Annotated in this window: 1 protein-coding gene; it reads right to left on the bottom strand. The window is 36.2% G+C overall.

The window, feature by feature from the left end; translation table 11 throughout:
- Positions 1–215: 215 nt before the first annotated feature.
- Positions 216–17,006 (bottom strand): Ig-like domain repeat protein, encoded by a 16,791-nt coding sequence (locus IJL02_RS11595; protein WP_292816604.1) that lies wholly within the window; start codon positions 17,004–17,006, stop codon positions 216–218.
- Positions 17,007–17,564 lie beyond the last annotated feature (558 nt).

The raw sequence follows: 17,564 nt of genomic DNA, 5'->3' as shown, positions 1-17,564 counted from the left end.
TTCGAAACAAAATAGTAATTTGAATGTAAAATAACGACACATTAAAAAATAACCTTGTAAAGTGAAAGTTATTCAAAATAGAATTTCCAAATTGAAAAAAATTAAAGAAAAATAGCGAAAAGTAATACTTTTCAAATCTAGTAGAATATATAATATACAGCAATCGATAAATTATGCCTAAAAATAATACATTAAAAAAATAGAAAAATAGAAGATTATTTTTTTAATCTTCTAATTCTTATAGATCCAATTGCTAAAAGTATGAACAGCAATACAAATATTGGATTTCCTGTTGGATAATCGGACAGTGCAATTCCACCGTGATGTTTTACAGTACCATTGGTTTTATTATCAACCGGATTGACTTTAATCTCACCAGTAACATTTGCAGGCAAGTATTTCTCATCACCGGAGTAGAATGCCACAATATCATGGACTCCAACTTTAAGGCCCGGAACAATAAATACTGCTTTTCCGTTTTCGATTTCAGCAGTGTAGCGTTCGCCATCAATTTCTATTGTTATTGTACCTGTTGCATCTTCAGGAACTGTTACTGTAATTACTCCATCTTCACCGACAGTAATTTCAGGCGCATCAATATCCACTGGAGGTTCGACTTTCAATACGTCAAAGTCAGTTGTGTTTTCGCTTGGTAAATAATAGGTGTTTCCTTCATACCAGACGGTTACATTTACTGTGCCTGCACCGAGACCAGGAACAACCAATGTTGCATTTCCATCGGTTAACGGTACGGTGTAATTTGTACCGCCGACATTGACTGTAACATTTCCGGTTACGCCTTCCGGACCGACATTAATGTTGATTACTGCATCTTCGCCGACATAGACATCATCAGCAGTTACGACAACATTTGTAGGCATTAAATCCCTTACATGGAACACATCTGAAGTATTTACGCTTGTGTAGTTTTCATTTCCAGGATAAAGCGCAAATGCAGGATAGGTTCCAACCGGCAAACCGATAATATTCCAGGTTGCATTGCCCATATAGTTGGATTCACTGATTGCAGCCAATAGATTTGTAGTTACAACACCGTTTTCAAGAGGTATTTCAACAGTGATATTATTGACTTTCACAAATACGACTCCAGGAGCATTTACAGTTACATTTACTACTTCAATTTCCCATACCCAGATATCTGCAACTTCAATAGTGATTATTGGAGTTGCTTTTGCGACATTAAAGATTCCTGATGTTGAATTTGGCAAGTATTTATCATCTCCACCATATACTACAGTGACGTTGTAGTCTCCGGCAGCCAAGTCAGTTACCGGCAGTTCCACAACACCATTGTCGATTGGAACATCAGTGTAGTTTCTGCCTCCAACAGTAATGTTTACTGTACCTGTTGCATTTTCAGGCAGAATTACAACTAGAATCTCATCTTCGCCGTAGGTAATGTTTTCTGTTTTAAGGTCAATTGGAGTAATGTATTTTTCAGCAGTTACGTTTTCACTTGTGTAATTGTTGTTTGTTATGTTGGAATCAGTTTCATTTGATTTGATGATTACTGAGTTTTCAATTATTCCATCTTCTATAACTTTAACTGTTAAAGTTAATGTATGAGTTGAACCATTTGTGAGTTTTCCTATATACCAAATGTTTTCAGCTGCATCATAATCGCCGATGGTTGCATTATATCTGATTAACGCAACATAATCTGACAGTTTTTCAGTAACATTTACATCTGTTGCATCGCATGGTCCATAATTATGGACTGTGATTATGTATGTGATTTCGTCCCCAACTTTTGCAGTGGTTGTGCTTACTGTTTTGTTTACACTTAAATCAACAATGCTTACTGCAGTAATATTGTCGATTTCATCCCTGTTGGTGGACGGATCAGTATCATTTTCACTGCTTGTTACAACAACAACGTTTGAAATTGTACCATCGCTTATTACTTGGGCAATAATGGACAAGTATGCTCTGTTTTCGTTGGATAAGTTACCTATATGCCAAATACCCTCAGAGACATCATAATATCCGTTTTCAGTTATGTTGTTAATCATTTTAAGATGAGGACTTAAAACTTCACTCACATTGACATTGGTTGCATTGCAAGGACCCGCATTATAAACCACTATGTCAAATTCGATTATGTCAAAGACATTGACCTCACCTGAAACATTAGCTGTTTTGGTAATGTACAAGTCAACAGCTGAGTTTGCAGTAATGTTAGGGATGCTTGCGTTGTTATTGGATTTATTGGTATCATTTTCACTGCTGGTTACAACAACCACATTGGAAATGTTTCCGGCTGAAACAACTTCAGTAATGATAATAAGTTGTCTCCAATCGCCTTTAGCCAAATCACCAATATACCAGATGCCCTCAGTAACATTATAATAGCTGTCCCAGGTATGATAGCTAACCAATTTAAGATGAGGACTTAAAACCTCGCTAACATTAACGTTTGTAGCATCACAAATACCTATATTTCTAACAGTGACTGTGAAGATAACAGTTTGACCTACCAATACGGAATCACCGACATTGACCTCTTTGGTGATTGTCAAGTCAACAACGTCCACAGCAGTAATGTTAGGGGTGCTAGCATTGTTATTGGAGGTGTTGTTATCGTCTTGTGAGCTTGTAACATTAACAACATTAGTAATGATTCCAGCTGAAATGACTTCAGTTTCAAGGATTAACTGTCTCCAGTCACCATTAGCCAAATCACCAATATACCACATACCATCAGTAACATTATAGGAACTGTCCCATGTATGATAGTCAACCAATTTAAGATGAGGACTTAAAACCTCAGTAACATTAACATTAGTAGCATCACAAGGACCATTATTTCTAACAGTAATAGTAAATACTATTGAATCACCGATAGCTACAACACCTGATGAAACATCAACAGTCTTATTAATGCTTAAATCAGCAATATCCAAAGCAGTGATGTTAGGCACACTAGCATTGTTATTGGACTTGTTGGTATCGTTTTGTGAGCTTGTAACATTAACAACATTAGTAATGATTCCGGCTGAAATGACTTCAGTTTCAAGGATTAACTGTCTCCAGTCACCATTAGCCAAATTACCAATATACCACATACCATCAGTAACATTATAGGAACTGTCCCATGTATGATAATCGACCAATTTAAGATGAGGACTTAAAACCTCAGTAACATTAACATTGGTAGCATCACAAGGACCATTATTTCTAACAGTAATAGTAAATACTACTGAATCACCGACATTGACAACATCACCTGTAACATCAACAGTCTTATTAATGCTCAAATCAGCAATATCCAGAGCAGTAATGTTTTTAATACTTGCATTATTATTGGATGTATTGGTATCATTTTCAGTGCTGACAATGCTGACAACATTGGAAATGTTTCCGGCTGAAATGACTTCAGCTACGATAATAAGTTGTCTCCAATCGCCTTTAGTTAAATTGCCAATATACCACATACCTTCAGTTACATTATAATAGCTGTCCCATGTACTGTATCCTATCATTCTAATATGAGGGCTTAAAACCTCAGTAACATTAACGTTTGTAGCGTCACAAATACCGATGTTTCTAACGGTTATTGTAAATACGATATTTTGCCCCACCAATACAACATCCTTGGCATTGACTGATTTGGTTATTGTCAAATCAACAACATCCAGAGCAGTAATGTTAGGGCTACTTGCATTGTTATTGGACTTATTGGTATCGTTTTGTGTACTTGTTACGTTAACCACATTAGTAATGTTTCCGGCTGAAATGACTTCAGTTTCAAGGATTAACTGTCTCCAATCGTTTTTGGCCAAATCACCAATATACCATACGCCCTCGGTTACATTATAGGAACTGTTCCAGGTATGATAGTCAACCAGTTTAAGATGAGGACTTAAAACCTCGCTAACATTAACATTAGTAGCATCACAAGGACCGTTATTCCAAACAGTAATAGTAAATACTATTGAATCGCCGATTGCAACAACATTTGATGTAATATCAACTGTTTTAGTGATATTCAAATCAACAATGTCCACAGATGTGATGTTTTCTATGCTTGCATTATCGTTGGATCTGTTGGTATCATTATCATTGCTTGTAACGTTAACCACATTGGAAATATTTCCTGAAGATATTACCTCAGCAATGATTGTCAGATTATGGGTTTCCCCTTTATTCAGATTACCGATAACCCATGTACTTCCATCATATTCACCGATACTTGTTTTATTGGAAATCAGCTTAAGATGGCTGTTTAAAATTTCACTTACATATACACCAGTAGCGTTGCAAGGACCGATGTTTGTAACTGTTATTGTAAATTCGATTAAATCAGTTACGTTTACAATACCGCTTACATTGACTTTTTTGGTAATCTGCAGGTCAACATTGGTTATTGCAGTAATGTTTTTAATGCTTGCATTGTTATTGGTGTAATTTGTTTCATTTTGATAAGCATAACCAACGACAGCATTTGAAATGTTTCCAGGATATATAACTTGAGCGACAATAGTTAAGGTAACGTTGTTTCCTTTAGTTATGTTGTCAATATTCCATGTATAACCGTCATAATGGCCTTGAGATGTGTGATTGCTAATCAAACTGAGTTTATCGCTTAATGATTCGATTACATAAACTCCTGTAGCGTTACAAGGACCGTCATTATAAACTGTAATAGTAAATTCGATTAAATCAGTTACGCTTAACTCATCAGCTGTAACGTTTACTTCTTTTGTAATTATCAAATCGACAAGAGGCAATGCTGCGATAATAATCTCATCCCTGTTGTTGTATGGATTTGTATCATTTTCGCTGCTGGTTGCAACAACCACGTTTGGAATGACAATTCCATCACTTGTTACTTGAGCTACAATAGTTAAATTGGCGGTTGAACCGTTTGCCAAATCACCAATATGCCAGATGCCTTCAGTGACATTATAATTACCGAATTGGGTTGTAGCATTAATGAATTTAAGATGATATACTAAAGACTCATTTACATTCACATTGGTAGCATTGCACGGACCTGCATTATAAACAGTTACAGTGTATTCTATGATATCATTTACCTCAACAAATCTGGATGTGACATTTACATCTTTACTAATCTGCAAGTCAACAGCAGGTTTTGCTGTGATATTAGGGATTGTATCGTTGTTGTTGGATTTGTTGGTATCGTTTTCAGTGCTGATTACACTGACTGAATTTGAAATGTTTCCGACTGAAACGACTTCAGTTACGATAATAATTTGCCTCCAATCATATTTTGCCAAATCGCCGATATACCAGACGCCATTATCAACATCATAATAGCTGTCCCATGTGATATACTCAACCATTTCAAGATGAGAACTTAATTTTTCAGTAACATTTACATTGGTAGCGTCACAAGGACCGTTGTTTCTGACTGTAATAGTAAATACGACAGTATCTCCAACCAATACTTCGCTTCCAACATTGACTTCTTTGGTAATATCCAAATCAACTACAGGTATTGCAGTGATATTAGGTATTGTAGCATTGTTATTGGACTGGTTGGTATCTTCATCGTATCCGAATATTTCAACGTAATTTGAGAAATTGCCCGGCGCGATAACGCTAGCTACTATTTTCAGGGTAGCATTTGCGCCTGCATCCAAGTGTCCGATATACCATGTGTAACCGTCATATGTAGTTCCCGGAGCTACTTCACGACTGTATTCGGCAAGATAATTGAAATCCAAAGCTTCAAGCACATATACTCCGCTGGCATTACAAGGACCGTTATTTGTAGCGGTTATTGTAAATTCAACCAAATCGCCTACATTGACAACACCAGTTGTAACGTTGCATGTTTTGTTTATGGACAAATCAACTTTAGTAACTGCAGTAATCGGAGTAATTTGGTCTTCATTATTGCTTGGATCGATATCAGTCATATTACTGGTCACGTTAACATAATTCTCAATAATTCCGGAGTATGCAACTCTGGCTTCGATTGTTAAAGTTGTATGGGTGCCATTAGTTAAATTGCCGATAACCCAAGTATATTCATCATACCATTGATCAGTATTTATAATCCATTTATGTCCATCATACCCTTTATCAGTGCTTGTATCATTGCCTGTGACATTGATAATACTAAGACAATCACTTAAAGGCTCATATACATAGACATTAACCGCATCACAAGGACCGTCATTATATACAGTAATTGTGAATTTGATTACATCAGTAACCTGAATTTCAGTTTCGTTTACATTAACTGTCTTTTCGATTCTTAAATCAACAATAGGTATTGCAGTAATGTTAGGGATACTTGCATTGTTGTTTGATTTGTTGGTATCATTTTCTGTACTTGTTACATTAACCACATTGGTAATGTTTCCAACTGCGATTACCCTAGCTACAATCTCTAATCTGCACAAATCGCCACTAGCCATATCACCAATATACCAGACACCATTAGTAACATTATAATAACCATCCCATGTAGTATTACTTATTAATTCAAGATGTGAATCTAAAACTTCATTTACAGTTACATTTGTAGCATCGCACGGACCGTTGTTTGTGACTGTAATAGTAAATTTAATTGTATCATTGTAATATACAGTATTATTTACAACATCAGATTCTTTTGTAATGCTTAAATCAACGATAGGTAAAGCTGTGATATTCTTAATGCTTGCATTATTGTTTGATGGATCAGTATCGTTATCATTACCGTGTATTTCAACGTAATTTGAGAAGTTACCCGGTGCGATGACCTGGGCGATAATTCTTAAATAAGCATTACCCCTAACATTCAAATTACCAATATACCATGTGTGGCCATCATATGTAGTGCCAGGAGATGGAATATAAGTGTAATCACGTCCCAAATGAGTGAAATCCAAATCTTCAATCACATAAACACCAGACGCATTATTAGGACCTATATTAATGGCAGTGATAACAAATTCAACAAAATCACTGACATTAACAACACGATTTTCTCCGAGGTTGTCTGATTTGATAACCATTAAATCCGCATGAGCTACTGCATTGCGAGTAACGCTGTCCTTATTGTTGGAGAGGTTGTAATCAATTCCCCTACCAGTCACATTAACAGCATTTACAATAACACCACCGTAAGCGATACTGGTCTCGATTGTTAAAGTAGCATTAGCACCTACAGTAAGATTACCGATGAACCATACATTGCCTTTATATTCACCTTGAGAAGTGGTATTTCTGATAATTCTAAGATTGTCAGATAAAGGTTCAATTACATATACATCGGTAGCGTTACAAGGACCTGCATTGTAAACAGTAATATTAAATGTGAGTTTATCTGTCACGTCAATTTCCATTGATGAAACATTTACTTCTTTTTTGATACGTAAATCGAAAACAATTTGTGCTGTGATATTGGTAATCTCATCCTTATTGTCAGATGGATCTGTATCCTTTTCTGTGGCATTTACAATTACCACATTGGAAATGATTCCTTCACTAACAACTTGAGCCTCAATAGTTAAAACAGCTGTAGACTGGTTTTTCAACTCATCAATATGCCATATACCTTCAGTTACATTATAATAACCGTTTGCAGTTGTAGCTTTATCCAATCTAAGATGAGGACTTAAAACTTCACTTACATTAACATTGGTAGCATTGCAAGGACCGTCATTGAATACAGTTATAGTAAATTTGATGTAATCAGTTACATTAACAACAGTACCTGTTACATTGACTGTCTTATTGATTTTTAAGTCAACAATAGGTATTGCAGTAATGTTAGGAATACTTGCATTGTTATTTGATTTGTTGGTATCGTTTTCTGTGCTTGTTACATTAACCACATTGGTAATGTTTCCAACTGAAACCACTCTAGCTTCAATTATTAATTCTCTCCAGTCACCTTTAGCCAAATCACCAATATACCAGACACCGCTAGTGACATTATAATCGCTATTAACTGCACTGTAGCTTTCCATTTCGAGGTGTGAATCTAAAACTTCATTTACAGTTACATTTGTAGCAGCGCAAGGACCGTTATTTCTAACAGTGACTGTAAATATGATTGTATCACCGAAATTGACAACATCGGACTGGACATTAACTTGTTTTGTAATATTTAAGTCAACGACAGGTCTTGCAGTTATATTTGGAATAGTATCATTATTATTTGACTGATTGGTATCATTACCATAACCGAATATTTCAACGTAATTTGTGAAGTTGCCCACTGCTATGACTTCAGCAATGATTTTCAATGTAGCATTTTCATCCTTGCTTAACTGACCGATATACCAGGTGGTTTGATTGTCGTAAACCCCTTTAGATGCCTTGCTGGAAACTAACCTTAGATGAGTAAAGTCTAAAGCTTCACTCACATAGATACCACTTGCGTTAGAAGGTCCCTTGTTATAGGCAACAACGGTGAATTCGACCAAATCACTTACATTGACAAAACGTGTGACATTTACTGTTTTGTTTATGCCCACATCTATAAGAGCAGATACATTGAAAGGAGTAATATTATCCTTATTGTTGGTAAGGTTAATATCAATTTCATTACAGGTTACATTAACCTCATTTTCAATGACACCAGTATATGCAATGCTTGCAACGATAGTTAAAGTTGCAGTTTCGCCACTGGCTAAATCGCCAATAACCCAAGTATAGCGATCATCATAACGGCCGTGAGTTTTAGTAATGTTAATAGGCACTAGATTATAGCTTAAAGGCTCACAGACATACACATTAGTAGCGTTACATGGTCCTGCATTATAAACAGTGACATTAAACTTGATTATTTCATGCATATCAACAACAGTTGAAGTTACATTTACTTCTTTTTTGATTTGCAAATCAACAATTGATACTGCTGTGATATTGTTAATTTCAGCTCTGTTGTTTGATAAATCAGTGTCTTTTTCTGTACTGTTTACAACAACCACATTTGAAATGATTCCATCACTTATTACTTGAGCTTCAATAGTCAATATGGCTGTAGACTGATTTTTAAGCTCACCAATATGCCAGATACCCTCAGTTACATTATAAGTACCAAATTGGGTTGTAGCATTAATTAATTTAAGATGAGGACTTAAAACTTCAGACACATTTACATTAGTAGCGTTTGAAGGTCCGTCATTGAATACAGTAATTGTGTATTTGATGTAATCGGTTACATTGATAACACTAGCAGTAGTGTTTACTTCTTTTTTAATCTGCAAATCAACAATGTCTACTGCAGTGATATTAGGAATCTCATCCTTGTTGTTGGATTTGTTGGTATCGTTTTCACTGCCGGATACAACAACCACGTTGGTAATGTTTCCGGCTGAAATTACCCTAGCATGAATAACCAATTGTCTCCAATCGCCTTTAGCCAAATTACCAATATACCAGACACCATCAGTAACATTATAAGTACTAGCCCATGTATGATAGTCAACCATTTCAAGATGAGGGCTTAACTTTTCAGTTACATTTACATTTGTAGCATCACAAGGACCGTTATTTTTAACATAAATAGTAAATATTACTATATCGCTGACATTAACGACATTTCTTGTAACATCAACAGTTTTGTTGATTTGTAAATCAACAATATTGACGGATGTGATGTTTTCGATAGTATCGTTATTGTTGGATTTGTTTGTATCATTGTCTGAACCGAATATTGCAACTGCATTTGAAATTGTGCCTGCAGACATTACCTCAGCAATGATTGTTAAATTATGAACATCTCCTTTATTTAAATTACCTACAATCCATGTAGAACCGTCATATTTGCCCTGACTTGTATTATTGGAAAGAATCTTAAGGTGTGGGCTTAAAGTTTCACTTACATATACTCCTGTAGCGTTACATGGACCGTTGTTTGTAACGGTAATTGTGAATTTGATTTTATCAGTCACATTAACAATGCCTGTTACATTGACTATTTTAGTGATTTTCAAATCAACGTTAGCTATTGCAGTAAGGTTCTTAATAGCTGCATAATTGTTTGTATAGTTTGTTTCATTTTCAAATCCGGAAACGTGAACTGCATTGGATATATTACCGGAATAGACAATTCTAGCAACGATTGTTAAAGTCGCATTAGCTCCTTTTAATAAGTTACCTATATTCCAGGTACCTTTGCTGTATGTACCGACACTTGGATTGTTGGAAATCATTTCCAGATGATCATCCAGAAGTTCCTCTACAATAACACCTGTTGCATTGGAAGGTCCGTCATTGAATACTGTAATGTTGAATTTGATTACATCCAGTACATTGACAACATTGGTTGTGACATTGACGTCCTTATAGATACGCAAATCAACAATATCTAAAGCTGTGAAGTTGCGTGCTGAAGCGACATTGTTTGTGAGGTTTGTATCGTTTCCTAAACCGGTTACCCAAACAGTATTGGTTATAGGTCCCATGTGAATAACTTCTGCAACTATGGTCAGTTTTTCGAAATCATCAACGTCCAACTCGCCGATATACCAGTAGCCGCCTGTGAGATTATAACTGCCTGTGGTTGCTTTGCTTCTGACTAATTTGAGATATGGACTTAACCTTTCTGTTACGTTTACTCCATAAGCCTTACTTGGCCCGTGGTTTGTCACGGTTATTGTGTATTCTATAATATCTGAAACGTTTACATAATCTGCAGTTATGTCAACTCCTTTTGTAATATGCAAATCATTATACGGAATCACTTCAAATAAGGCCCAATCTGTATCACCGGTATGGTTCAAATCACCTTTAAATGAAGCAGTTGCATTGTAAATTCCTATAGGCAGGCCTGAAATATTGGTTTTAGATCCAGTACCGTTAATTACCACAATTTCGAATGTAGTGTGTTGAGTATCGTTGAATGTTACTGTAACTGTTCCGTTCAGGTTACCCCATGCACCGTCAGTAAGTTCAATGAGAACTGTCTGATTTTGGGAATAGAACAGAGGATTGTGAACGTAGATATTAACAATACTTCTGTTTGACAGAGTATCTCTTAAATAAGTGTAGTATCTGTCAGCTTTATGTACATATGCGAAATAGTATGTTTCACCGTCTTTAGCATCGAAATTGTATGTGACTTTACCGTCTTTATCTGTTACAAGATCAGCTGTTGTAATTTGCGCTCCTCTTCCATCATACATTTCAACAGTGACGTTTATATTTACTTCCCTGTTGCTTTGTGTTGGAGCAGAATTTGCTTTTTTCTTGCCGCCAACACCCCAGTATGTTACATTGGTACATGAAAGAGCATATGTGCTTTCCTGCCAGATTGCATTTAATAAATTATCGAATCCTAAAAATATTGCGCTGGTGTAATTGTTGCCTTCACTATCTACACCAACATGTTTTTCTATAAATTCTTTTGAATTTGCCTGGTTGTCAAGAAGAGTAACATCAGTTAAAGACATCTTATTGAATTGGGTACCATACATTGCTGAACCTTGGAATGCAGTGTTGTTGAGCAAATTAACCCTCAACAATACACTTGATCCTGCTTTACTAATATAATTATAATAGATTGCACCACCTTCCCCTTCAGCAGTGTTGAATTCAAAACTTGAATCGGAAATTTGAATATGACCGTCTTGAGAGAATATGGCTCCTCCTTTTTTAGCACTGTTATGGTCTAAAGTGGAATTGTATATAAACATATCTTCATTCTGACTGTACAATGCACCTCCATTTTGATTAGCGACATTGCCTGTAAATGAAGTGTTATATATACGGGCAGTTATTTTTTGGAAGTATAATCCACCTCCCAAATCAGCATTGTTTTCTTCGAATGTTGAATTGTAAACCCATACATTGGTTGAACCCCTATCTCTCATGAAGTAAACAGCACCACCCATTGATGTTCCATCATCTGTTGAAGCGCGTGAACCTACAACGGTGACATTGTTTAAAATCTGACCATCTTTCATATATATAGCGCCACCATGGACATCTCCTGTATTTTTATAAGCACGTGACCCGTTTATAGAAACATTGTTCAATTCACGAACAGTAGTTGTATAGATTGCACCACCATCAGCAGTATTTACTGAATCGATTACTTCGGTTTGGGAATATATGATTGAAATGTTGGCGATTAATGTAGGAGTACTGCCTTTCCAATAGATTGCACCACCATTACCTGTTGCAAATGTGTTTGAAATGCTTGCATTGATTAAGGTACCCCCATATCCATCATAGAAGATTGCTCCTCCCGCAGCATTCATTTTTACATTTTTTGAAGATGCATTGTCGATTATTATATTAGTCAATACATCATATGAACCACTGACATAAATAGCTCCACCATAATTGGTTTTTGCGCAATTTTCATCATTGTTTGCAGAGGATTGGAATATTTTGATGTCATCCAAATTACAGTACCAACCGGATATGTAGATAGCGCCCCCATTGGATGATCTGGAACTGTCCCTGGAATGTGTTGATGAATTGAATATAGTAACATTATTAAGGTTACCGTTTTTAGCTTTCCAGTATATTGCACCACCGTCGTCATTCTGTGTTGAGGAATCCTGAATTGAAACGTTGATTAATGAACAGTCATCTCCGCCTATTGCAATTGCACCTCCAGGTCCCCTATAGATTGTGGAATTCATGATTGCGCAATTTGAAATAGTGATATTTGAATCTATACCAATGAGAATTGCTCCACCACCTTCACCCCATTTTTCAGCTAAATTACCGACATATGAATTGAAAATATAACAGTGGTCGACTATACAGTTATCGGCGGGACCTTCCTTCATCAATATGGTTCCTCCACCTGCCATAGCCTTATTTCCGTCAAAGGTATTGTTGAAAATATATGAATTAGCCATCTGATTTGCAATAGCACCACCATATTTTCCTGCAGTGTTATTGTAGAATTGGCAGTATATAATAGTTAAGTTTACACTATTACCGCCTTGGTCACCAGTATAGAGAGCTCCACCATCAGAACTAGCAGTGTTATTGATAAACAGACAGTTTTCGATTACACTATCCAATGTCTGGAACCAGTCAATCGCTCCACCGTGTTTTCCTGCAGCAGTGTTGTTAATGAATATACAATCTTTAATTAAACCCCCTGATGCAATAGGAAGACCCTGTGCCCAGTAGATAGCACCTCCACCTCTGGAGGTACCATTACCTCTGTTGTTAGTGAATGTTGATCCTATAATTGAATCATCCCCGTGTCCACCAAGCCAGTTGATTGCACCACCTTCCAATTTTGCATCGTTGTGGTCAAACCAGGAGTAGTATACAGATGCGTTTGCACCACCAATATCTAAAGCACCACCAGTGGATGTTTTTGCAATGTTATAGGTGAAATTACAATTTGATATGATTGTATCGTCACCATAAACCTTGATTGCTCCAGCAGTGTTAGCAACATTCTTGTCTAGATTACAATATGAAATTGTGGTATTTTCACCACGAATATATATTGCTCCCGCTTCTCCAGCTTTTGACAGGGTGAAATTGGAATAGGCGACTGTAGTTCCTATATCATCAATGTAAATTGCTCCACCTCTTTTGCCATTAACTGTACAGTTGTAAAATGATGAGTTTAATATGTCAGTTCTCTCACCATCTACATAAATTGCTCCACCATCACCATTTTTTGCAGTAATATTATCAAAAGCGGAGAGTCTTATTGTTGCTTCATCCCCTGTAACATAAATTGAACCACCAGATGCTTTTGATGAACTGTTGGAAAATGAGGATGTGTCAATGAGTGCATCCTTACCTTCAATATAGATTACACCACCCTGATTGGCAGTACTGTCATCAAATTCTGAACCTTCAATGACTGTTCTTTCCCCTTTGATGAAAATAGCTCCACCACGAGCAGCAGAATTAGGTGCTTTGTTGCCTGAAAAGTTGGATGCTGAAATATGAGTATCCGGACCGTTAATATAAATAGCTCCACCACCATTGCTTGAAGCAGTACCGCTAGCTATACAGTAATCGAAATTACTTTCGGATATTTGGATACTTCCTTCTGCAACATATACTCCACCACCATTGTAGGTAGCAGTACTTCCTGTTATGTTGGACCGGGTAATTGATGAACCCCAGGATGTTAAGTAGATTGCTCCACCGTATTTTGCTGTGCTTGAGTTGAATGTGGAATCCTCGATTTTTGCATCGTTACCGTATGCGTAAATGGCACCTCCACCTTCACTTGCCTTACAGTCATCGAATTCTGACTCCTTGACGACTGCATTTGCACCTTGAATATAGATTGCACCACCAAGCGCCTTGTTTCTAGAATTTGTAGCACTGGCTGAAGTGAAGTTGGACTTTTCAATGTTGGTATTTTCACCGGCAACATATATGGCACCACCATTATAATTCTTAACAGTGCTTCTAACAAAATTGCTGGTTGAAATATTTGCATTGGCTCCTGCAACATAAATTGAACCGCCATAATTATCAGCAGAAATGTCTGTGAAATTAGAGTTTGATATAGCAGTATCAGTACCCTCTACATAGATTGCTCCACCCTGTTTAGCTTCACTATCTTTAAAGGTGGACCCATCAATATTTGCATTGGTACCGCTTACATAAATGACCCCACCATAATGGGAGTCACAGTCATCAAAGTTACAGTTCAGTATGTTTGTATCGTCACCCTCAACATCAATAGCTCCACCACGGGAGTAAGTATCACCTAAAGAATTACACTGGGTGAAATTTGAAAGTGAAATTGTAGTGTTTGTACCGCTTACAAATACCGCACCACCATTAAATTTTGTGGTTTTTGAATTGTCAATAGTGTTATTGAAAAGTACTGCATTTGATCCCCATACTGCTATTGCACCACCATAGTTTACAGCAGTACCATATGAAAATTCTGAATTTTTAATAATTGCATTTGCTCCGTCAATATTGATTGCACCACCAGTACCTCCTGTTTTGGAAACCGCATCATTGTGTGAAAATGTTGAACCGTCCACAATAGTGCCGGTACCGTTAATGCATATTGCACCACCTACAAGAGCTTTGGTATTGGTAAAAGTTGATTTTGTGATGTTTGCGTCATTACCTGCTACATAGATTGCACCACCACGATAATCAGCATTCACATTAACTTTACAGTCATCGAAGTAACAGTCAAAAATATGAGTTTCGTTACCTATGATATATACAGCACCTCCGCTGCTTGCAGTAGCGATGGAATCTGTGAAATTGGAGTGTAAAACCTTTACATCATTACCTGTTATGAATAAAGTACCACCGTCAGATTTAGCGGAACTTATGCTGAATGATGATTCATCAATTGTAACATTTGAACCGGTAAGACAGATTGTTCCACCTTTTGAATTTGAGTTCTTGCCGTCAAGAGGGTCATATCCGCTAATTCCTTTGTTTTTTACACATGTGATGTTATATAGGTATCCATTGTCACCTTCCCAATAGATTGCACCACCGTCATCATTAGCATCATTATCAGTAAAGGTAGAATTATACAAAGTACAATCAGTACCGTTTACAAATAATGCACCACCATCTCTTGCAAGACAATCAGTAAAATCACAATTATATACATGAGTCCTATCACCGATAACATATATTGCACCACCGTTATTGGTAGCATAACATGTAGTAAATACAGTATCATTAATGATAACATCATCACCTGTTATGAATAATGCACCACCATCAACTTTGGAGTAATTCCTACTTTCATCCATATAAGCAGAAGATAGGCTAAAACTTGATTTGGTAAGAGTAACATTTGAACCTGTAAGACATATAGTTCCACCTCTAGTACTTGAGTACTTACCTTCAAGAGGGTCATATCCGCTTACTCCCTGGTTGTTATCACATGTGATATTATATATGTATCCGTTACCACCGTTCCAATAAATAGCACCACCGTCATCGTTAGCTATATTACCAGTAAAGGTAGTATTATACAAAGTACATTCAGTACCATTTACAAATAATGCACCACCATCTCTTGCAGTACAATCAGTAAATTCACAGTTATAGATGTGAGTCCTGTTACCAATTACATATACAGCACCACCGTTATTGGTAGCATTACAGCTGATAAAGTCCACATCATCTATAGTTACATCATTACCTGTAATGAATAGAGCACCTCCATCAACTTTGGAATAATCTTTACTTTCATCCATATATGCAGATCCTTTAATAAATCTGGATTTGGAAACAGTGATATTTGAACCTGTGATGGCAATTGTTCCACCACGAGAACTTGAAGTATCACCATCTTTTTTATCGGCACTTATACCCCTGTTGTTTGTACAGGTTATATTGTAGATTATTCCATTGCTGCCTTGCCAGTAAACAGCACCACCGTCATCACCTGCAATGTTATTTTCAAATATGACATTCCTAAATGCCACATTACTTGCACTGATAAAAGCTGCACCACCATCACCACTAGAAGTACAATTTATAAAAGATGAATTTTCTATTGTAGATGAATGGGTTGAGCTTTCATTCAAATAAATGGCTCCACCGGATTTGGCAGTATTGTTGATGAAAGTTGAATCTGTAATTTTTAGGGATGATGAAGTGGAAAATGAATCTGAAAGATAAATGGCTGCACCATTATTTTGTGCATGGTTATTAATGAAATTACAACTAATAATTTCAAGAGTTGATTTGGAATCCAATTTAATTGCACCGCCATTGGTTCCGTTAGCATTAATAAAAGTAATATTCATCAGGATTACATGATTATTACCGGTAATATTGAAAATAGTAGCTACATTAGAAGCGTCCAGAGTATGGCCTTTTCCGTTTATAGTGATGTTTTTGCCTATAAGAATACCGTTAGCAAAAGCTTCATCACCGCTAGAATAAGTATAATTAGAATCTAGAGGAAGGATCTGGCCATCTGGGGTTGCATCGATAAGACCATCTAACCCAGTGAAATTACCTGCGGGATTTCCTAAAATTTCCCCTTGATTGTTCGCTCTTAAAACAGTGTTTAAATCATCGTTTGCAGTTGATTTTGTATCATTATCCACTAAAGCAGCGGATGCAACTGAAAGCATGGAAAAAAACACTATGAACAAACAAATACTGAGAAATATTCGTTTCTTATTCATCATATTCATCAATTTTTATCCAACTTTCACGATAATTCAAACTGACGATTAAATATATAACATATAATTTATATGAAAACAAGATATATATTCTTTTTTGTATAATATATTTTGTCAAAAAAAAGAAATCTGAAGTCGGATGAAATGAAAAAGATATGAACCCTCAAAAAAATAGGAAAATAAAATTAATTTTAAACCTTCATAAGCATACAAAATACAAATACACAAAAACATCAATCGATGAAATTATATGATTTCCACCAGCACGCATTTTTGAATCTATTGTATATTTTTTATAACATTAACATGATCATTTTCAGGAAAAAAATTGCAAATTGATGAAGTGTGCGGTTTACCTATATACCATTTGTTTTCGGTTGTATGAAAATTATCAACGCTTGCACCATATCGAAGATGTGCTGCATAATAATATAGTTTTTTTGATGACATTAACATTTGATGCATCGGATAATCAATTATATTGTACCTTAATTGTGTTGACCA

Origin of the sequence: Methanobrevibacter sp. (assembly GCF_017427765.1) — an archaeon.
Classification (GTDB): domain Archaea; phylum Methanobacteriota; class Methanobacteria; order Methanobacteriales; family Methanobacteriaceae; genus Methanocatella.
Note: the sequence above shows the minus strand (reverse complement) of the source record. Positions and strands in the feature narration are given on the sequence as shown.

Excerpts from the sequence above, each read along its gene's own strand:
- IJL02_RS11595 (WP_292816604.1), bottom strand. The coding sequence starts at position 17,006 with ATGCTTTCAGTTGCATCCGCTGCTTTAGTGGATAATGATACAAAATCA.